The organism is Psychrobacter proteolyticus, assembly GCF_003350005.1.
Classification (GTDB): Bacteria; Pseudomonadota; Gammaproteobacteria; order Pseudomonadales; family Moraxellaceae; genus Psychrobacter; species Psychrobacter proteolyticus.
Map to the genome: position 1 here is coordinate 559,185 of NZ_QLKS01000003.1, position 21,657 is coordinate 580,841.

The 21,657-nt window shown below is 42.4% G+C and carries 18 protein-coding genes; 14 read left to right on the forward strand and 4 right to left on the reverse strand.

Features of this window, described 5'->3' with window-relative positions; all coding sequences use genetic code 11:
• Window positions 1-128 precede the first annotated feature (128 nt).
• The 9 genes from fmt to DXK30_RS09570 all read left to right on the forward strand — a co-directional run bounded on the left by fmt (window position 129) and on the right by DXK30_RS09570 (window position 10,803).
• Entirely contained in the window at window positions 129-1,199 is a 1,071-nt protein-coding gene (gene fmt / locus DXK30_RS09530; protein ID WP_114701487.1) for a methionyl-tRNA formyltransferase, read from the forward strand.
• Between the two features lie 66 nt (window positions 1,200-1,265).
• A complete protein-coding gene (locus tag DXK30_RS09535; protein WP_114701488.1) occupies window positions 1,266-2,834 on the forward strand; it encodes a transcription antitermination factor NusB in 1,569 nt (522 codons plus the stop codon).
• A gap of 4 nt (window positions 2,835-2,838) precedes the next feature.
• Window positions 2,839-3,324 (forward strand): hypothetical protein, encoded by a 486-nt coding sequence (locus DXK30_RS09540; RefSeq protein ID WP_114701489.1) that lies wholly within the window; start codon window positions 2,839-2,841, stop codon window positions 3,322-3,324.
• A 41-nt stretch (window positions 3,325-3,365) separates the two neighbouring features.
• Window positions 3,366-4,787: a threonine synthase gene (gene thrC, locus DXK30_RS09545; protein ID WP_114701490.1), complete on the forward strand. Its 1,422-nt coding sequence runs from the start codon at window positions 3,366-3,368 to the stop codon at window positions 4,785-4,787.
• Between the two features lie 324 nt (window positions 4,788-5,111).
• Window positions 5,112-6,209 carry a LysM peptidoglycan-binding domain-containing protein gene (locus DXK30_RS09550; RefSeq protein ID WP_114701491.1) on the forward strand — a complete coding sequence of 366 codons (1,098 nt, stop codon included), beginning with the start codon at window positions 5,112-5,114 and terminating at the stop codon, window positions 6,207-6,209.
• 75 nt (window positions 6,210-6,284) lie between these two features.
• Entirely contained in the window at window positions 6,285-7,535 is a 1,251-nt protein-coding gene (dprA, locus tag DXK30_RS09555; protein WP_114701556.1) for a DNA-processing protein DprA, read from the forward strand.
• A gap of 117 nt (window positions 7,536-7,652) precedes the next feature.
• A complete protein-coding gene (locus tag DXK30_RS09560; protein WP_114701492.1) occupies window positions 7,653-8,282 on the forward strand; it encodes an L-threonylcarbamoyladenylate synthase in 630 nt (209 codons plus the stop codon).
• Window positions 8,283-8,572: 290 nt separating this feature from the next.
• The gene (locus DXK30_RS09565; RefSeq protein WP_114701493.1) at window positions 8,573-9,583 is read left to right on the forward strand and encodes a TIGR01777 family oxidoreductase; all 1,011 of its coding nucleotides are present in this window, start codon (window positions 8,573-8,575) and stop codon (window positions 9,581-9,583) included.
• Between the two features lie 86 nt (window positions 9,584-9,669).
• Window positions 9,670-10,803 (forward strand): metallophosphoesterase, encoded by a 1,134-nt coding sequence (locus DXK30_RS09570; RefSeq protein WP_114701494.1) that lies wholly within the window; start codon window positions 9,670-9,672, stop codon window positions 10,801-10,803.
• Between the two features lie 40 nt (window positions 10,804-10,843).
• Here DXK30_RS09570 and DXK30_RS09575 read toward each other — a convergent pair whose 3' ends face one another.
• The gene (locus DXK30_RS09575; RefSeq protein WP_114701495.1) at window positions 10,844-12,238 is read right to left on the reverse strand and encodes an alpha/beta hydrolase; all 1,395 of its coding nucleotides are present in this window, start codon (window positions 12,236-12,238) and stop codon (window positions 10,844-10,846) included.
• 434 nt (window positions 12,239-12,672) lie between these two features.
• Here DXK30_RS09575 and grpE point away from each other — a divergent pair, with 434 nt between their 5' ends.
• A complete protein-coding gene (grpE, locus tag DXK30_RS09580) occupies window positions 12,673-13,272 on the forward strand; it encodes a nucleotide exchange factor GrpE (protein ID WP_057762215.1) in 600 nt (199 codons plus the stop codon).
• A gap of 183 nt (window positions 13,273-13,455) precedes the next feature.
• Window positions 13,456-15,396, forward strand: coding sequence for a molecular chaperone DnaK (dnaK, locus tag DXK30_RS09585; RefSeq protein WP_057762214.1), 1,941 nt, complete (start codon window positions 13,456-13,458; stop codon window positions 15,394-15,396).
• A 118-nt stretch (window positions 15,397-15,514) separates the two neighbouring features.
• On the opposite strand, the gene DXK30_RS09590 is transcribed toward dnaK, so the two are convergent.
• The gene (locus tag DXK30_RS09590) at window positions 15,515-16,324 is read right to left on the reverse strand and encodes a methyltransferase domain-containing protein (RefSeq protein ID WP_114701496.1); all 810 of its coding nucleotides are present in this window, start codon (window positions 16,322-16,324) and stop codon (window positions 15,515-15,517) included.
• Between the two features lie 71 nt (window positions 16,325-16,395).
• Complete coding sequence (locus DXK30_RS09595; RefSeq protein ID WP_114701497.1) at window positions 16,396-17,628, reverse strand: 8-amino-7-oxononanoate synthase; 1,233 nt, start codon at window positions 17,626-17,628, stop codon at window positions 16,396-16,398.
• A 304-nt stretch (window positions 17,629-17,932) separates the two neighbouring features.
• On the opposite strand from DXK30_RS09595, the gene DXK30_RS09600 reads away from it, so the two are divergent.
• From DXK30_RS09600 to DXK30_RS09610, 3 genes are all read left to right on the forward strand, one after another.
• On the forward strand, window positions 17,933-18,472 hold the full coding sequence (locus DXK30_RS09600) for a porin family protein (protein WP_114701498.1): 540 nt from the start codon (window positions 17,933-17,935) through the stop codon (window positions 18,470-18,472).
• Between the two features lie 230 nt (window positions 18,473-18,702).
• Window positions 18,703-19,182: an NfeD family protein gene (locus DXK30_RS09605; RefSeq protein WP_114701557.1), complete on the forward strand. Its 480-nt coding sequence runs from the start codon at window positions 18,703-18,705 to the stop codon at window positions 19,180-19,182.
• A gap of 16 nt (window positions 19,183-19,198) precedes the next feature.
• Window positions 19,199-20,059, forward strand: coding sequence for an SPFH domain-containing protein (locus tag DXK30_RS09610; RefSeq protein WP_057762202.1), 861 nt, complete (start codon window positions 19,199-19,201; stop codon window positions 20,057-20,059).
• Between the two features lie 78 nt (window positions 20,060-20,137).
• On the opposite strand, the gene hemN is transcribed toward DXK30_RS09610, so the two are convergent.
• Window positions 20,138-21,631, reverse strand: a complete 1,494-nt coding sequence (gene hemN, locus DXK30_RS09615; protein WP_390178038.1) for an oxygen-independent coproporphyrinogen III oxidase — start codon at window positions 21,629-21,631, stop codon at window positions 20,138-20,140.
• Window positions 21,632-21,657 lie beyond the last annotated feature (26 nt).

Here is a 21,657-nt window from a genome sequence, read left to right on the forward strand (position 1 = left end):
GTCTAATATTTTTATATCATAAGAACAAATAACTTCATTGACTGTATTGATGGAAGGCCGTGACAATCATGGCACTGTATTGCAAACTCACCTATAATGAACCAATAAACCTTATATAATGCATGACTATGACTACAACTGCTCCTACCTTTGATACATCCAACTCGCTTACTGACCATGATAACCTAACTACTAATCGATTAAGGGTAGTATTTGCGGGTACGCCTGAATTTGCCGCCATCAGTTTAGCGGCATTAATCAATCAGCAAGAAGCTCTTAATATAGAGGTAGTTGCTGTTTATACGCAGCCTGATCGTAAAGCAGGTCGTGGTCAAAAACTGTCAGCCTCTGCGGTAAAAGAAGTTGCATTGGCGAATGATATCGCTGTAGAGCAGCCAGTCACTTTCAAAAAATCTAGTGCAGAAGGTCTATCTGCTAGGCAAACTCTACGTACTTATCAGCCAGATGTGATGATTGTCGCCGCTTACGGATTGATTCTACCTATCGGTGTATTAGAGACGCCTACTCATGGTTGTTTGAACATTCATGCTTCACTGTTACCACGCTGGCGCGGTGCTGCACCTATCCATCGTGCACTTTTAGCCGGAGATGATGAGACCGGCATTACCATTATGCAGATGGACAAAGGTCTTGATACGGGTGACATGCTTTATAAAGTCAGTGCAAATATCGCCTCTGATGATACCGCTGCTAGCCTACATGATAAGATGGCTGCACTTGGCGCGACAGCCATTAGTACGGTGTTAAAAGACTTAGCTGCTTATAAAGCGCAAGCTATCGCTCAAGATGATAGTCAAGCCAACTATGCTGAAAAGCTGGTCAAAACTGAAGGCGAAGTTGATTGGTCGCAGCCTGCTGCCGCTATTGAACGCCAAATTCGTGGGCTGACGCCATGGCCAGGTGCTTATACTTTTCTGGCAGGGCAACGAGTCAAAGTGCTGGCTAGCTTACCATTAAATACATTGCAGCAAACCAATGAGCCTGCTGGAACGGTTATCAGTGTCGGACGTAAAGCGATTTTAGTCGCTTGTGGTAAAGAGAGTGAAACTGAATCATTAGCCACCACTTTAGCCATTACTCATTTACAGTTTGCTGGTGGCAAGCCGATGACAGCTGAACAAGTTTGCCATGGCAACCAATTAAATGACAGCGATCAATTTACGTCAGAATCAAAATAACTTTTACTTATATTTAACCTACTTGCACAAGACGCTATCGATCATACGTCAAGGAAATGAAATTTAATGAGACAAAACAGTACTGCGCCTAGAAACAATAAGCTCAAACCATCAAGCAATCTTATTATGAATGGCAGCGTACGCGTGCGTGTGATTCGTACCTTACTGGCTATTCAAAATGGTCAGTCGCTCTCAAGCGTCCTTGATCCATTGCTAAATAGTCTGCACGATGGTGACAAAGGCTTTGCTCATGCGTTACTGCTCACGACATTGCGCCAATGGCACGCGCTGGCACGTTTGCTCGATAGCTTAGCAGACAACCCTATCGACGAAGTTGAAGTGCGTACCACCATTCAAGTCGGCTTAGTACAGTTGCTATATTTAGAAGTGGCTGACCATGCTGCGATCCATGAAACCGTTGAAGCAGCCAAAGAGATTGAATTCGCTCATTCGACTGGTTTGGTAAATGCTATTTTGCGTAAAGTCGCTAAGAATCCAAGCAAATTCCGTAAGAAATGCGATAAGAAGCATAGTTTACCGAATTGGCTCGCTTATCAGCTTAAGCAAGATTGGAGCGAGCAGTATGATGAGCTGACACAAGGCTTGCGCCAACCAGCACCGATGTTTTTACGAGTGAATTCTGCGGTTACTTCGGTAGAGGAGTATCAGCATGCATTGGACGTGGCAGAAATTGATGCAGATCTCGTTGAGCTAACGACTGGTTTTAAGGTAGCGAATTCGTCAGGGTCTGCCACTTCTACCACGCTATCAACCAAAGGTCTTAGACTACATCAAAGCACAGCCGTTAACGCTTTGCCTGATTTTGCCTTAGGAACGGCTAGCGTTCAAGACATGCATGCTCAGTTAGCTGCACCAATTATTAATAAGGCACTGATGACTAAGCTTAGTGCTAAAAAATCTGATACGGAAAATACGAATAATGAGATACATATTCTAGATGCTTGTGCAGCACCTGGTGGAAAGCTTGCTCATTGGTTAGAGCTCATAAGCGCTAACGACGAATCATCGTTGTTTCACGTGAAACAAGACAGTGCTGAAACGTCACCTGCAATTACTGATATCAAGGTAACGGCTATTGATAATGAAGCACCACGTATCGAGCGTATTCGTGAGAATTTACAGCGCCTAAATCTGAGTCAGCATGATTTGCAGCAAGCAGATAACAGCATTGCATTGAACATTGTCTGTGCAGATGCAACCAGATGGCAGCATGGAAAAAATAAAAAAGCGGCTACCAATGAACCCATATTTGATGCGATATTATTGGACTCTCCTTGTACCGCGACAGGCGTAATTCGCCGTCATCCTGATATCAGTATCCTGCGTACCGAAGAAGACATCGAGCAAACGGCACTGTTGCAAGCAGACATCTTGCATAACTTATGGCCACAACTCAAAGCAGGTGGTTATCTGCTGTATGTGACATGTTCTATCTTAAAGCAAGAGAACGTCGAGCAAATGCAGGACTTCATCACTCATCATAATGATGCGGTAGCGATTGAGTTTACCGAAGATTGTAGTTGGGGTATCGAACAAGCGATTGGTCGTCAGTGCTTACCGATTGATAGCGTGAGTGGCGATGGCTTCTATTATGCGCTGTTGATGAAGAGTTAAAGTAATGACTACTCAAGCTAAAAAAGTATTGGGTGATTTGCGGCAGTCATACTTAATGTTAGAAAATGAAACGAATTATGAGAGTTTTAGAGTACTATGGGTTGCTGCTATTACTCTAGCGAGAGCAATTGGACATATATTAGATAAAGTTGACTCTCGACAATCTGAACTAATGAAAATAACTGTCAGTAATAAATGGAAAAGTCTTAAAGAAAACAAAGAAGCAGCAGCTAATAAAATATTCTTTGAGTTCATTGAAGATGAAAGGAATAAAATTCTAAAAGAGTATGAGTTTGGACTACTGTCTTCCCCTATTGATTTATTTGTTGTAGATACTGACTCTATTCCTAGTAAATTTACGTTGGGTGATGGGATTTATATACCTTTACAAAATGGATTTTATGTTGGGACTGACTGTAGAGACGTTCTAGCTGAAGCCATTCAGTGGTGGGAAGAGTACATAAACGAGATAGATGTAGAAATAAAATAAATTTACTATTCAGTAGCTAGAAAAATTGACAGGACAATCTAATGAAATATATCAGTACCCGTGGTCAGACAGCGCCGATGGATTTTAGTGATGTGCTTTTGATGGGTCTTGCCCCAGATGGTGGTTTGATGTTGCCTGAGCATTATCCGAATATCAATAGTGCAACGCTTGATGAGTGGCGTACGCTCAGCTATCCACAGCTTGCGATGGCGATTATGCAGCGTTTTGCGACAGATATTACTGTGGCTGATTTACAAGATCTCATTGAACGCACTTATACCGTTGATGTATTCGGTAGTGAAGAGATTGTTCCTGTCCGCAAGCTTGAAGATAACTTATATATTCTAGGATTATCAAACGGTCCGACATTAGCATTTAAAGACGTCGCCATGCAGTTCTTGGGCAATGCATTTGAGTATGTACTCAAGAAAAAAGACGCACGTATTACGATCATCGGTGCGACCAGTGGTGACACGGGTAGTGCAGCAGAATATGCACTACGTGGCAAAGAAAATATCGAAGTGTTTATGCTATCACCTCATGGCAAAATGAGTGAATTTCAACGTGCGCAGATGTATAGTTTGACCGATAAAAACATTCATAATATCGCTATCGATGGGATGTTCGATGATTGCCAAGACATCGTCAAAGCGCTACAGCAAGATGCTGAGTTTAAAGCTGCTTATAACCTAGGCACGGTAAACTCTATCAACTGGGGGCGTATCCTAGCGCAGATTGTTTACTACTTTAAAGCTTACTTCGCGGTCACGACGAGCAACGATGAAAAAGTCAGCTTTAGCGTACCATCAGGTAATTTCGGTAATATCTGTGCCGGTCACATCGCTCGCGAAATGGGACTGCCAATTGACCGTCTGATTGTTGCAACCAATGAAAACGACGTATTGAATGACTTCTTCAATCAAGGTGCTTATCAGCCGCGTCCGACTGAAAAAACCTATGTCACTTCAAGCCCGTCGATGGATATTTCAAAAGCATCTAACTTTGAGCGTTTTGTTTATTTGCTATTAGAAAAAGACAGCGCACGCGTTCATGAGTTATTTGACGGCGTAAAATCAGGTCGAGGCTTTGATTTGTCTGATTTGATGGAAGCGGTTAATACGCGTTATGGCTTTGCTGCTAGTAAATCTACTCATAGTGACCGCTTGCAGACTATCAAAGCGCTTTATGAGCAGCATGGTGAATTGGTTGATCCACATACTGCAGACGGAATTAAGGTTGCCAAAGAGCTACAGTTAGATGGCGAAGTAATTGTTTGTGCAGAGACGGCATTACCAGTTAAATTCGCTGACACCATTGTTGAGGCTATTGGTCAGATAGATATCGCTCGTCCAGCGCATACTGAAGGGTTAGAAGATTTACCACAGCACGTAGTGGTACTGGATAACAAGGCAGAATTGGTCGCTGAACAAATCCGCCAACATGTCGCACCGAATCCTGCTTAAGTAATTACAGTCTTTAGGCTTATCATCAACAAGAAAAGTATCCGCATGAAAGTTACACCATTGTAATAAAGTGTTTATGATTGTGTTATGGTAGATATAATTGTAATATTAGAAACAGCGTCAGCAAGTCATCATCGTGCTAGGCGCTTTTTTAGGAATTATTCTAGCCAATTACACTGAACAGTTACCCTATAATCGCCATGAGAATTTTATTGATAAGTTGCTGATAAATTTGATTTTTTATTAATTTAAGAAATTTTTATAGTAATAAATCAAGTACAGTTCTTTACGTCGAACACAGTGGTACATATTGTGGATATAACGATGAAGATGAGCTTAAAAAAGATAGCAAAAGCACTGTTAATTACGACGTTTAGTAGTGCCATATTGATGAGCACAGCTCAAGCTAACAATCCGCCACCAACTATCAAAGCTGATGCGCCTAATCGTTATATCGTCAAAAAAGGCGATACCTTATGGGATATCTCAGGTCGTTATCTAGACAGCCCTTGGCGCTGGAAAGAAATTTGGGCAACCAATAAGCAAATCAAAAATCCAAACCTTATCTACCCTAATGATGTTCTTATCCTTTGTGTGATTCAAGGAAAAACACTAATTGGCGTTGATACTGGTGAAGGCTGTGCTGGCGTTGAAAAGCAGCTTACTGGAAGTGTCAGTACGAGTACGGTCGCGATTACCTCGACGGCCAATAGCATTCCTCCTATTCCGTGGTCAGCTATTCAGCATTGGCTTGATAAAACGCTTATTGTGAATCCTCAAGACTTTAATACCACCCCTTATATTTTAGCTTCTAAAAATCGTAACTTGATTACCGCTAGCGGTGATAAAGTCTATGCTAAAGGCGTACCACTTATCGTGGGCCAGCGTTATGGCGTCTACCGTGAGGGTGAGTTATATGTGGATCCTAAAACTCAAGAAGTGATCGGCTTAGAAGTTACACAGGTAGCGACTGGTCTTGTTACTTCTACAGAAAGCAATGGTGTGACTAGCTTGCAGCTTATCGACAGCTATGGCAAAGAAGTGCGTGAAGGGGATCGCGTATTTGTAGAATTAGATAACGCTATTCCTCCTGTCTTTTACCCAACGCCTGCGAGTGTCAGTCGTGGCGGTATGATCGTACGTGTGATGGACTCTATCAGCTCGGCTGCTAAGGGTAGTGTAGTCGCTATCAACTTGGGTAGCTTACAAGGCGCCAAACCAGGTGATGTGCTGACGGTTTATCAAAAAGGGCCTTTGGTACGTGATACCAAAGATAATGACACACCAGTACGTCTACCAAACGAGCCTAGCGGTATGGTGATGGTTTTTAATACTTTTGACCACATCAGCTATGCTTATGTACTAGACTCTGAATTACCACTTAATACTGGTGATCAATTATTACCGCCCCCTTATTTATAAATAGCTACAAGGCTGTATTAAGCAATATATCAAACTAAATACTAAACTAAGCTTGCCTATACGAGACAGATGACAATGACGGCAGTCACCTCTTCTTTATCCGACGATCAGCGCGCTATCCTAGCGCTGTGGTACGAGGTGAATGCATCGTTATCTGCTTATCACAAACTGATCACTTCTTTCGGTTATCCGCAGCTTGCTTGGGAAGCCAAAGTAGAGGCATGGAAGCAGCTAGGTATTCATCATATCCATCTCAAACGTCATGAACAGCCAGAGCAAACACTCGCCAGTATCGATAAGATTCAGCAAGCATTGATAGATGGGCGCTATGGTTTGCTATTCGCTGCTGACGCCGATTATCCTGCCCAACTCTCACAAATCTACGACCCACCGCCATTATTATTTTATCGTGGTAATAGCGCACGCCTGCATCAAGCACAAATCGCTATAGTAGGTAGCCGCAAACCTACCGCGCATGCGCAAAAAATCACGTTTGATATGGCGCAATACCTAGCGCAGGCAGGCTATATCGTTACTAGCGGTTTGGCTATGGGTGTAGATAAACGCGCACATTTAGGTGCGCTAACACAGGCAGACCCTGACTACCAGGGACGGACGGTTGGTGTAATGGGTACGGGGATCGATGTAAACTATCCCAATCATCGGGATCAGTTATTTACTCAAATTATTGAGCAAGGTGGCTGCATTATCAGTGAGCTACTACCACACACTCAGCCTCATAAGCATACTTTTCCGCGTCGCAATCGTTTGGTAGCTGGGTTGAGTCTCGCGACCATCGTAACGGAAGCGACAATCAAAAGCGGCTCGCTTATCACAGCACGTCTCACGTCTGAACAAGGTAAACAGGTCTTTGCTATTCCTAGTCATATTGATAACAGTAATGCAGAGGGTTGCCATCATTTAATACGTGAAGGTGCGACCTTGGTTTATCATCCTCAGCAAGTACTAGAGGACGTCAATGGTCAGCTTGATTACGATAAAGGCGCTTATAGAACAGCGAACGCTACCAACTCTAATAGTAATCACTCGAATGTTATTCAGACTTCAGATGCATTTGAGATAGAGAAAAAATCAATCAAATCTACTAGCCAGCAACCATCTTCTGAGATAAAGCCTGCGCGCAGCACAGTCGTTGTGCCTGAGCATTTAACTGCAATCTATGAGCAGCTTGACTGGCATGGGCAAGATTTAGATGCGCTTATTAGTGCAACCAAGCTTGCACCGCCGCAGTTGATTGGACAGCTAATGGAGCTTGAACTAATGGGTCTCATCAGCGAACAAGGTGGACGGTATTTACGCGTTTAAAGTATCGTAAATATTCCTTATTGGACACTGGCATAGATAGCACTTAGTTATAGTCTCTCCTAGATAATATCTCTCTTGTGGTATTATTAGAATTTACTTCTACGAACCATTTAAGTCATGAGCCAACCTACACCTCTTATTACTGATTCCGCTATTCAAGCTGCTGAGTGGCTAAAAGACGGACAACTGCTCGCGTATCCCACAGAAAGCGTTTGGGGTATTGGTTGCGACCCTTATGACCAAGCAGCTGTTCAGCGTATTTTGGATATCAAACAACGTCCACAAGCCAAAGGCATGATAGTTGTCACTGATAGTGTCTCTCGCTTAGCACCTTTGCTAGCCTCTTTAGATGATGTTCAGCGCCAGCAGGTTATTGATAGTTGGCAGACAGATGATAGTAGAAATGAACAGCAAAATCGCCAAGCACATACTTGGTTATTACCGATTCCTCAGCCGCTTGCGAGCACTGTACCTACTTGGATTACAGGTCAGCATCAGACTATTGCTGTTCGAGTTATCTCGCATCCTACAGTTCGTAAGCTTTGCCAACAGATGGTCAGTGAAGAGAACCCATTTGGTCTATTGGTTTCTACAAGCTGTAACCCATCAGGTCAAATACCTGCTAGCACTTTTGAGGCCGCCTATGCTTATTTTGATGAGCAAATTGGTTACTTGCAGGGTGATACGTTGGGTTATACCTTACCTAGCCAGATTCGTGACGTAACGACAGGTTTCGTCGTTCGATAGCGTTGTCTATTAAAACTCTTAAACTTTTCAGAAGCGATTGTTTGCAATGCAAAGTGATAGGTGTCGCTGTGCCTTATTTACGTGAGCTTCCATAAATTAACCATTTGCTAGCTTGCCTATTTTTCTACCTTCCTTTACCAAAAGTATGTAAAAGTCGTTTTGATAAAAACCACAAAAAAGTAGACGATGGTTATAACGGTCTGGTTTTTATTGAACGATAAGTACTTCAGCAATAAGTAACTCAACGATAAGTCATAGTGGTGATATTTGAGGCATATAGGGAGTAGGGTATGAATGTTTTGATTAGTGGCGGTTCAGGGTTTTTGGGAAGTGCGTTTAGCCGAGAGCTAATGGCACGGTCTCGCGCGCAGAATAAAGACGTGACGATTACTTGGCTAACTCGTAATAGCAGTCAATCACATCCCGATGATATCAATATGATGACTTATGACGAGCTTGCGATGTCTGATATGAGCTTTGATGTCATATTGAATTTGGCAGGTGCTGGGATTGCTGACTCTCGTTGGAGCGATGATCGTAAAGAGCAGTTGATGGCGAGCCGTATCAAACCTACTCAATCGATATTGGATTTTATCGCACGTGCTAGCACAAAACCTAAGTTACTGGTGAGTGGATCAGCAATCGGCTGGTATGGCACGCAAGGCGACAAGCCACTGACTGAAAACAGCGATTATGAGTCAGATTTTGCTCATACATTATGTGATGAATGGGAGCAATTAGCACTTAAAGCGACCCATCATGATGTTCCTGTAGCTATCGTCAGAACAGGTGTAGTCATCCATCCTGAAGGCGGAATGGTGGCAAAATTGTTGCTACCATTTAAATTTGGTGTCGGTGGTCAGTTGGGTAATGGACAGCAAATCATGAGCTGGATCAGCCGTGAAGATTGGGTTAGTGCGGTTATCTTTATTATCGAGCAGCAGCTTAAACTTACTAACGACTCAGACGTTAATCACATCGAAAGCTTAGCCCAAGATAATGCACCTCTTAGTGACAGTACTATCAAGACTGCAAGCGGTACCGTAAATGATACACATACAGTCGTATATAACCTTACCGCTCCAAATCCTGTGACCAATCATACTTTTACCAAAGCACTTGGTTCGTGGCTACATCGCCCCACGTTTTTTACTTTACCAGAGTTTTTGCTTAAGCTAATGTTTGGCGAAATGTCGACGTTACTTATCGATGGTCAAAAGGTGCTGCCACAAGCGCTATTGGATGCAGGTTATTCATTTAAACACTCAACACTCCAGCAAGCATTAGAAAACCAAAAATAGTTATATGGGTGTTGTTTCATGTGAAACATTACAAACCATCTTCTGATAATCAATTATTGAACCGTGTTTATGTCTAAGGGCAGTCCATGCGTTACGCATTCTTCTTCACCATCTTTTTGCTATTACAGTTGTTTAGCTTAGGTACAGTATTGAGCATACAGTGGTGGCTCCAGCCTTGGATAACGCCAACATTACAGACAATGACATGGGCCAGTGTATTCATTATTACTAATGGCCTATTAGTATTGAGCGTAAAAAGAGCATTTGCTAACAGTTATCGCTGGGTTAGCGGTTGGATGCTAATCATGCATTTTATGATACTGACGGCATTGGCAGTGAGTCTACTCTACGGAGGGTATCTGCTAGTAATCTTTTTATCAGGCAGTACGTTACACCAATCGAATGAAATGGCTATAGGGCTAAGAGTGCTAGCGCTACTCCTATTTATAGGACTATTTATTTATTCATTATATAGCGCCTATGCGCCTGTCATACGCAAGCTTTCTATTAATATAGATAAGCCTTTAGCCAAGCCACTGCGTATTGCAGTCGCTAGTGACTTGCATATAGGGCGATTATTTGGTGTGAAAGCCATAGATAGATTGCAACAACTTATGATTCGCTCTGATGCAGATATGCTGCTGATGCCAGGGGATATTATGGATGATAATACAGAGGCCTTTAATGCATATCATATGGAACGAAACCTAGCAGAATTGTGCAGTAGTCTGCCACGTGGTGTTTATGCGACATTGGGTAATCATGATTTGTATGGTCATGAGCGACCTATTAGCGAAGCGCTGCAAAATGCAGGTATACAGCTGTTGAACGATGAGGTGCTCTGTATCGAGCATGAGAGTCAACCAGTATGGTTAGTTGGACGTTTTGATAATCATAAACGTCAACGTGTAGCGACTACTGATCTGCTGACGCAAGTAGATACATCGCAGCCAGTGATATTGTTAGACCATAGACCGAGTGATATAGATAATCACAGTCAATTACCTATAGATTTACAAGTCTCGGGACATACCCACAACGGTCAAGTATTCCCCGCTAATTTCATCGTAAATGCTATTAATCGAGTAGGTTATGGCTATGAGCAGATTGGTAAAGGACACTTCGTCGTGTCCTCTGGCTATGGTTTTTGGGGCATTCCCTTTCGATTGGGATCGCGCTCAGAGATTTGGTTAATTACACTATCTGGCGATACAAATTAGTTAGTTATACAAATCAATAATTGGCTGGCTAACTAACGGTCTATGCAGCTAACTGGGATTGTGTACTGATGATTTCACGTACAAAGCTGCTAAAGCCATGAATAATATCGCTTGTCTCTTGTCCAAGTCCTTGGTGAACACTCATAAAGTGAATAAAGCCATGCGGTGCACCAAGCACAGTATAGGTCTTTGTAGCAATGCCGTAACCTCTCAGCTGCTTTGCATAAGCAAATGCCTCATCACGTAATACATCGAGCTCAGAAGCTACAATATAAGTTGGGCAGACTTTACTATTATCACCCAGCATAGGTGAGTTCAGTATGTGTAAGCGAGGCAGCGGACTATTCTCCAAACAAGCAGCATCAAATACTGCTACATCAGCATGATCTAATAGTAGACCCTCGCCGTATAACTCCCAACTTGGATAATCTGTCTCAATATCAGTGACTGGATACAAAGGCATCTGCGCTAGAGGTTCGGGTAATTTCTCTAATAGATTAAACATTTTCTGTCCATCTAACCCTAGGTCTGCCCATGCGCTTTTGCTCGGTGCGGTCAGCTGCTGCGCAATTAAAGTTGATAGACCACCACCTGCGCTATCACCTGCCAAGACTATACGAGAAGGTAACGCGCCCAATGTGTGACAGTGATCAACTAACCAAGCATACGCAGTGATACAGTCTTTTAAGGCTGCGGGAGCAGGACATTCAGGCGCTAAGCGATAATCGACACTAACCACAGACCAACCAGTCTGCTCACAGACCGCATGACAGAATTCATGATGTGTATCGACATCACCAATACAGAACCCGCCGCCATGAAAGAACAGCATGACTGTTTCATCGGGATTATGGATACGTTTTCTTCTAAAACCAGACTTTTTGCCGCCTGCTTTATAACAACGGACAGTCATGTCGCCATCATCAGCATTGGCAATCGTTTCATCTTTCCAACTAACAGGTGAGTCACTTTTTTTAGTGAAGGCCTTTATATTGCCTAGCATAGTCGTATTGGCTTGCTGCCATACTCTAGGTGATTGCATGGCTACCGCATCAGCAGTAAATCTCTCACGCAATTCCGGCATTGGAGTTAATTCTAACGGCGTTTTGAGGTAACTATTTACTGCAAGGATGAGACGCAGATGAGCGTTTGCATGCAGATACTGTTTTGAATTAGGGCCTTTAAGGTAAGCAATTGCACCTTCTAAAACAGGGTCTGGTAAGTAGCCCAGACTTTTCATTGCGTAATGCAATGTATGCGGCTGGTAGTTTGCTACAGGGTTGTAAGCGAGTATTTTCTCTTTAACGCTCAGACGTTTTTCTAATGAGTCATACGCTTGCGCATCTTGATTTGATGGCTCTTTTGACGCTAAGTGCAATGTCATCAATGCTTTATTGAGCAAAGTATTGATAGATAAATTTTTTGAATTAGACATAACAGCTCTCATAAATGATTTTTAGCGTGCATTTGAGTGTGGGCGATAATATTTATAGCAATGATAAAATAGCTAGCAGAATAATAGGGTATCGTTTGGTAATAGCTTGATTAATAAGCGTAAAGCAATTGGAATAAATAGCGGTTTTTTGTTCTTTTTGTGAGTGAATATTGAGATTTATTGACATGGAACAAAAATGTTTGACGCATCGTATTAATGACACTTCACGAATATTTGTCATAAATGGTAAAAATTCCTTTGCTCTAGGCTTGAAATTTGTCCTTATCACCTTTATCAAGCAGCTATTGAAGCGTATTAAAAAAAACAATGAGTCAGAAACATCGAGCATTTAATAATGGCATAGTAGGACCAGTAATTATTCGGTCTACTATGCCGTCTCTTAATCTTCATTATTGAAATTCCAAGGAGCTATCATGAGCGAGCAAAACCCGAACCACGAAAATCTTGACCAAAATGTGGCACATGAGAATATTGATCACAATGACAGTATCTTAGAAGAAACCATGAAAGAGTTTGATCCACAGAATAATTCAGGTGAAGAAACGACTATCGAAAACGAAATCAACCTTGATACTTTTAAAGCGCGTATTGCTGAGCTAGAAGGCGAAGTAAAACAAGCCAAAGAAGGTACTGCACGCGCTAATGCTGAAGCTTACAATGCGCAAAAGCGCATGGAGCAAGAAGCGGATAAAAGCAAAAAGTTTGCACTACAGAAATTTGCTAAAGAATTGTTAGACATCGTTGACAACTTAGAACGCGCTATCGAAAATGCCGATGCCAATGATCCAGTCGCTGAGGGTGTGCAATTAACGCACAAAGCATTGGTAGCAGTATTGACCAAAAACGGCGTAGAAGTGGTCGATCCACAAGGCGAAAAATTCAACGCTGACTTCCATGAAGCAGTGGGTATTGACCCAGAAGCAGCGGCAGATACAGTTGGTACAGTCTTACAAAAAGGCTATAGCCTAAACGGTCGTCTATTACGTCCGGCCATGGTTCGTGTTGGTCAGTAATATTTTTAGGGCTAAACCCTACTAATATGAAGGTTTTTCACAAAAAATGACATGAAACACAGTTTTTGCGTGATTATCACCTTGAAAAATACGACGGGTAAACCGATATATAGCAACAAGTGACCGACTACGGTCTGGATAAATAAGTATTTATAGTTAAAAACAAATTAGGAGCAATTGATTATGGGTAAAGTAATTGGTATTGATTTAGGTACTACTAACTCGTGTGTAGCAGTAATGGAAGGTGACAAAGTTAAAGTCATCGAAAATGCTGAAGGTACTCGTACAACACCATCAATCGTCGCTTATAAAGATGACGAAACGCTTGTTGGTCAGTCAGCTAAGCGTCAAGCAGTAACCAACCCAAGCAACACTTTGTTTGCGATTAAGCGTTTGATCGGTCGTCGTTTTGATGACAAAGTCGTGCAAAAAGATATTGGCATGGTTCCTTACAAAATCGCTAAAGCAGATAACGGCGATGCATGGGTAGAAATCAACGGTAAAAAGCTTGCGCCACCACAGGTTTCTGCTGAAATCTTGAAAAAAATGAAAAAAACAGCAGAAGATTATCTTGGTGAGAGTGTGACTGAAGCGGTTGTAACTGTACCTGCTTATTTCAATGACTCACAGCGTCAAGCAACTAAAGATGCGGGTAAAATCGCTGGTCTTGATGTAAAACGTATCATCAATGAGCCAACTGCTGCGGCACTTGCTTATGGTATGGACAAGAAGCAAGGCGATAGCACTGTTGCTGTATATGACTTAGGTGGTGGTACTTTTGATATCTCAATCATCGAAATCGCAGACGTAGATGGTGAGCAACAGTTCGAAGTACTAGCGACCAACGGTGATACTTTCCTAGGTGGTGAAGACTTTGACTCAGCATTGATTGATTTCTTAGTTGCTGAATTCAAAAAAGAGCAAGACGTGAACCTAAAAGGTGACTCTCTTGCGATGCAGCGTCTAAAAGAAGCCGCTGAAAAAGCGAAGATTGAGCTATCAAGTGCACAAAGTACTGAAGTAAACTTGCCATACATCACTGCTGACAGCAGTGGTCCTAAGCATTTGGTTGTTACTATCAGCCGCTCGAAACTAGAGAGCCTAACTGAAGAATTAGTACAACGTACAATGGGTCCTTGTAAGACTGCACTTGAAGATGCTGGCCTAAAAATTGGCGACATCAACGATGTAATCTTGGTTGGTGGTCAGACTCGTATGCCACTAGTACAGCAAAAAGTACAAGACTTCTTTGGTCAAGAGCCACGTAAAGACGTGAACCCTGATGAAGCAGTTGCAGCTGGTGCAGCAATTCAAGGTGCCGTATTGTCTGGTGACAAAACTGACGTATTGCTACTTGATGTAACGCCATTGACCTTAGGTATCGAAACGATGGGCGGTGTCATGACGCCAGTTATCGAGAAAAACACCATGATTCCTACTAAGAAATCACAGGTATTCTCAACGGCTGAAGATAACCAACCAGCAGTAACGATTCAGGTATATCAAGGTGAGCGTAAAATCGCTAACCAAAACAAAATGCTTGGTCGTTTTGACTTGACGGATATTCCACCAGCACCACGTGGCCTACCGCAAATCGAAGTGTCTTTTGACATCAATGCTGATGGCATCATGAACATCTCTGCAACCGATAAAGGTACTGGTAAAGCACAAAGTATCCAAATCAAAGCGGATTCTGGTTTGTCGGACGAAGAAGTCGAACAAATGGTTCGCGATGCAGAAGCCAATGCTGCTGAAGATGAGAAGTTCGCTAACCTAGCGCAAGTTCGTAACGAAGCAGATGGTCGTATTCATGCCGTACAAAAAGCGCTAAAAGAAGCAGAAGATAAAGTCACTGATGAAGAAAAATCAACAGTAGAATCTGCTATCACTGAGCTTGAAGCCGCAGCGAAAGAAGACGATCATGACGAAATCAAAGCTAAACTTGAAGCATTAGACAATGCATTCTTGCCAATCAGCCAAAAAATCTACGCTGATAGCGGCGCTGGTGCGGAAGGTATGGATCCAAGCCAGTTCCAACAAGGTGCTGACGATGCTGGTAGCAACAAAGCTGATGACGACGTCGTTGATGCTGAGTTCACTGAAGTAGACGAAGATAAAAAATAATACGGCTACTAACTAGTTAAATTAAAAAACGCATCCTTTGGGGTGCGTTTTTTTATGGCTGTTTTTCCTATCGGCTACTGTTTCTGATAGCTATTGTTTCTATTAATAAGTTATGTGCTTATGGTTTAAACGCACTTACTATGAGCACTTCATAGGTTAAATTAACCATGAGCTGTCCTGTTTCGTCCACTTCTGAAAAATGTTGCCAATAGTCTGACTCAAATTGCTGTAAACGCGACTTTGTCCATACAAAGGTTTGAGTGTCATCTGACGTAACCTGAGTTTGATTGGTCGATACGCCGGTGAGTTTCATATGCTTTAAGATAGCGTAGGGGGTTGGAAATGGTAAATCAAAGCGTTGAATTGAGAGTTCGATATTCTTAAAGCCAGCACTATCTAATGCCAATTGCCATTCATCAATATCTGGATAGTGAAGTCCTTGGCCCGTGAGAGTTTTGATTTGCAAAAAGTTATTTGGCGTAAAAGTACTAAAAACTAGCTGGCCTCCAGATTGTAAACGCTGCGCTGATTGTGTGATGAAACTCAACGGACTATCAAACCATTGCACGGCATTGGCACTAACTATCAAGCTATGATTTTCTGCTAAATTTATCGTTTCAGCATCGCCAATCATTACGTCAGCAGTTGGCAGTATTGATTGCAATGTAGCCGTCTGCTCATTACATAACTCATTAATAAGCCAATACTGGCTTTGAATATGATCAGCGAGTAGGCGTGTCATTTGACCTGTACCTGCACCCACTTCTAGCACACTGGCTTGTTCGGTATTAGCGATACTGTCTAATAAATAATGACAAACAGTCTGTTGAACATTGGCATGCTGGTCATAGTCACTTGCATTGGCAAAGTGGCGAGCGATGGTTTGTTTTCTAACACTGAGGTCATCAGCTGTGTCGAGTGTTGTCATAGGCTTTATTATGTCCGAGTGCGCCAGTTATCTATCGATAGTAGGAGTAAATTCTGTGTTAAACGATAAAGTTACAACTGCTGTATCAGTCGTTCGCAGTCTTCGTTAGTCAGTTTGGCATTCATAACTAAACGAATGCGAGCAGTATTTGCAGGCACAGTAGGTGGCCTGATAGGCAGCGCGTAAAATCCAGCGGTTTGTAACTGTTGTGCTTTGGCAAGCGTGCTCGCGTTATCGCCTAATATATAAGGAACAATAGGGGATTGATAATCTATATCTTGCAAAGTTGGCGATACACGGTGCCGTGGGTCAATGGCTTGGCTAAGCGTGGTAGACAACTGTGCTAGATGCGCACGTTGATTAGTTAAGGTCGGCATTTTTGCTAAAATAAACCGTGTCCATGCGTGATTGATAGGAGGGAGTGCAGTGCTAAAAATCAGTGGACGCATAGCATTGATCAGCCATTGTTTGACGACTTCATCACACATGATATAAGCACCCATTGAAGCAAATGCTTTACCAAAGGTACCCACCAAGTAGTCAATCTCCGCCAAGGTATGCGTTTCTTCCGCCAATCCTAGACCTGTATTGCCAAGCACTCCAACAGCATGTGCTTCATCGACATACAGCTCAATGCGAGCATCTTTGGATTTTATTTGTACTAGTTGAGGCAAGTCAGCACGGTCACCATCCATACTAAATATACTCTCGGTGACAATAATGATGCGTTCAACCGTTTCGTCTGCTTGTTCAATAAACTTGGCCAAATTCTCGTAATCGTTGTGACGGTAACGACGATAGGTGACAAGTTTACTTTGGCTCAAGCGCATCCCATCGATAATGCTGGCATGTACTAGCTTGTCAGCCAAAATAAGTGTCTTAACTGGCAAAGCTGTCAATGCTGGCAAGGTACCTAGGTTGGCGTGATAGCCACTGTTCAACACCAGCACCGACTTTGAATCGGTTAAACTCTGTTTTTCTATGGCGCTTTGATACCAGCTTTGTAGTTCTTCTTCTAGAGCTTCTAACTGTATATCGTTGCCTGTCAGTAGGCGTGAGGAAGTGGCACTCATTTTAGGAGTGTGCGTAGTAGATACCTGCCCCACTTGAGTAAGAAACTCAGCTTGCATCTCGGTATCGCCGCCTAAACCCAGATAATCATTACTCGCAATATTAAGTAAAGCCTTACCTGCACTAACGACGTATCGCCCATCGTGCTGCAGGTTTGGTAATTGACGATACTGCTGCTTTGCTTTTAAGTCTGCAAGTGCGCTTTGCAAACGCTCAGTGATTGAATTTTGCATTTTTTCTCTCTAATTATTGTTATATCAGCCATGTTTAGCCGATTTGTATAGCAAGAAAACTGTGAAATGAGTATGGATTATTGCATAAACTGGGTGGATGTAACAAAAGGTTTCATATCTAAGCCTTTGTAACCCACACACTGATAAACACTTTCAAATCTTAACTTTCGTACCATTAAACACTGACAGAGTGTCTGAAATAGTTTGTTACTATGTATTCATCGTTAGCAGACAAGGCGATAGGGCCACAAGGCCAATATAAATAAATAACTTGTTTGTCCAAATTTCTTTCAAGGAGCTAATAATGAAAACTCTACAAAAAACAATACTTGCACTAGCAACTGGTTCTTTACTTTCTGTAGGTGCACAAGCTGCTGTTAACTATGGCAACGGCTACACAGGTCAGCCATATGTTGCTGCTAAAGTTGGTCAGTTTGATCTAGATGTTGATGGTGCTGATGACCCAACTGCATACGGTGTAACTGCTGGTTATAATTTTGATCCTAACTTTGGTATGGAAGCAGAATACGTAGGTTCAGATGATGCTGACTATAGAGGCGGCGACATCGATGCTAAGACATACGGCGCTTATGGTACTTACCGTTATGCATTCCCAAATAGCGGCTTATACGCAAAAGGTAAGCTAGGTGTTGCAAAAACTGAAGTAGAAGCTAACAACACTAACTTTGCTGGCGCTTCTGATTTCTCAGACGACGATACTAACATCGCTGGTGGTGTAGGTCTTGGTTACGCAGTAAACTCTGATTTCAGTGTTGAAGCTGAATACGACATGCTAGGTAGTGACGCTGATCTTATGACTGTTGGTGCACAGCTAAAATTCTAATGACTTAGAAAATAAGCTTTTAGCTAAACAGCTATAGTAAAGAAACGATCACTTTAAGTGGTCGTTTTTTTTTGCTTAAAATTTATGTTGAGGTCTTTAAGTTAGTAATTTATAAGCATCCAATAAGTAATATATCATTACCGTTAAAGCGTTGTTCTCCTTAAAAATGTGCTACATTAAAAACTGGAATGATAAAGATAGGAATGGTGGCAAGGATGGAGATACTTTGGATGATTGAACCTTGGCATTGGTTAGTATTAGGCTTCTTGTTACTAATCGTTGAGATGTTTGTACCGACGTTTGCCAGTCTGTGGTTTGGTGCCGCTGCCATCATCGTTGCAGCGCTATCATGGCTGTTGCCTATTTCTGTCTCTGTTCAAATTATAGTCTGGTTAGTGCTCTCTGCTGTGTTTTTGCTGGCTTGGTTTAAGTTTATCAAACCGTTGTCAGTAGATCGTACCAAAGCTGGGCTAGGCGGTAGTGTCATAGTTGGTGAAGTCGGGATGATTATCGTGTCACCGCAGCTAGATAAAGCTGGAACGGTTAGATTTAGCGTTCCTATCGTTGGTGCGGCTGAATGGATGTGCCGTACGAGAGGGGAGCAGGTGGCAATCGGCGATAGAGTGGTAGTGACTGATATCGTTGGTAACGAGCTGATTGTGAGCAGTACAAAAGCGCAGGCAGTGATGCATAAAAGTATGCAGGTATAATAATAAGGGATGAGTTATGGAAAGCTTTAGTATTGTCATGGTGGTATTGATTGCACTGGTGGTATTCACCGTGTTTAAAGGCGTACGTATTGTACCGCAAGGTTATAAATGGGTGGTGCAGAGACTGGGTAAGTATAGCCAAACGCTAGAGCCTGGACTCAACCTCATCATCCCTTATGTAGATGATGTGGCTTATAAGGTAACGACTAAGGACATCGTACTCGATATTCCGTCACAAGAAGTCATTACTCGTGACAACGTCGTTATTATTGCAAACGCTGTCGCTTATATTAATATCGTGCGTCCTGATAAGGCGGTCTATGGTATTGAAGATTATGAGTACGGTATCCGTAATCTAGTACAAACGTCGCTACGTTCGATTATTGGTGAGATGGATCTTGATAGTGCATTGTCCAGTCGTGATGAGATCAAAACCAAGCTAAAACATGCAATTTCAGAAGATATCGCAGATTGGGGTATTACTCTTAAGACAGTAGAGATTCAAGATATCAACCCTTCGCAGACCATGCAAGCATCTATGGAAGAGCAAGCAGCGGCAGAGCGTTTACGCCGTGCGACCGTGACCCGTGCTGATGGTCAAAAGCAAGCTGCTATCTTAGAAGCGGATGGTCGCTTGGAGGCGTCACGCCGTGATGCTGAAGCGCAGGTTGTACTAGCCAGAGGTTCTGAAGAGTCGATTCGTTTGATTACTAGCGCGATGGGTGAGGAAGAGATGCCGATTGTATACTTGCTGGGTGAGCAATATATCAAAGCAATACGAGAGTTGGCTGAATCTGACAACTCCAAAATGGTGGTATTACCAGCAGATATCTTAAGCACTGTAAAAGGTATGGTCGGTGATAAATTAAAAGTGTAAGAAATCATAGCACTATTAAAAAAAGACCTCGTTTGAGGTCTTTTTTATGTTTAATAATTGGACGAATGACTCGCTAACTTAGATAACTTTCGAAAAGCGGTTTTGATGTTTCTTTTCTAAGTATTCATCAAATACCATGGCGACGTTACGGCCAAGCAAGCGACCTCTGGGTAAGACGCGAATACCTGCTGCATCCATATCTATCAGCCTGTCGTCTTGCATAGTGCCCAACTGCTGAATCTCATTAATAAAATAGGTGATGGCATCAATACCAAATTTTTGATTCACATCTTTAAAATCGAGGTAATCATGACATAGTAGGTTCATGATGACGTATTCACGCAAGCGGTCTTTAATAGAGGTTTTAATATACTTTACCGCAGGCATGATAGTCGAATTGATTTTCGCCATATCAATCTTGGCTTGATAGTTCTGTAGATCAGTATCGTTTTGCAAAATATAGCGCGTATTGGCATTAGAAATCTGACTGATTGATGAGACACCAAAACCTAATAAGTCACAATCACCCATGATAGTGTAACCCTGAAAATTACGATGTAATTTACCTTCGCGTTGGGCGATAGCCAATTCATCATCAGGTTTGGCAAAATGATCGATACCGATATATTGATAGCCAGCTTCGGTCAATGTGTTAACAGTACTGCCGAGCATCGTCAGTTTGGCAGCTGGGCTAGGCAAGTCTTCATCTTTTATCTGACGTTGGGCTTTAAATCGCTCAGGCAAATGCGCATAGTTAAAGACTGACAGGCGATCTGGCGACATCTCGATGATACGATTTACAGTTTTGTCCAAAGTATCAGGCGTTTGATGCGGCAAACCATAAATCAAATCAATATTGATAGAGCGAAAACCAAGCTCACGTGCTTCTGTTAGCACGCTTTCAATAAGCTCTGCTGAGTGCACACGATTAACGGCGATTTGCACCGTTTCGTCTAAATCTTGCACACCTAAGCTAATACGGTTGAAACCGAGATTACGCAATATTTTTAGATTGTTTTCACTCAGCTCACGAGGATCAATTTCGATAGAATAGTCACCTTCATCTTCTGGCAAAAACTCAAACTGAGTTTGTAAAAACTCCCATAATTGTACCATCTCTTCATCACGCAAAAACGTTGGTGTACCACCGCCCAGATGTAGTTGCTTGACCAACGGTTTGTCGCTGCCTTCTGGCGCAGATAACAAACGGCGCTTATGAGTAATTTCAGCGATTAAATACTGCAAGTAATCACCAGAATCACTATTTTTTTTGGTAATAATCTTATTACAAGCACAGTAGTAGCAAAGGTGGCGACAAAACGGAATATGAAAATATAAGGATAAGGGAGCACGCGCTTCACGGTTTTGCAGGATTTTCGTCTCAAGACCGATAGCTTCAAAGCTGTTTGTTTCAAAGCTATCTGATATTGGGGTGAACTCTAGAGCAGTTGGATAAGAGGTATAACGCGGTCCCGAGCGATTGTACTTATTGATAATTGCCTCATCAAATGCTGGTAGCTGCTTGCTAGTAATGCTGCCGCGTGTACTGGCATAAGGGTTGTCAGGCTGCATAACAGGGCGCACAGTCGTGGGCGGCT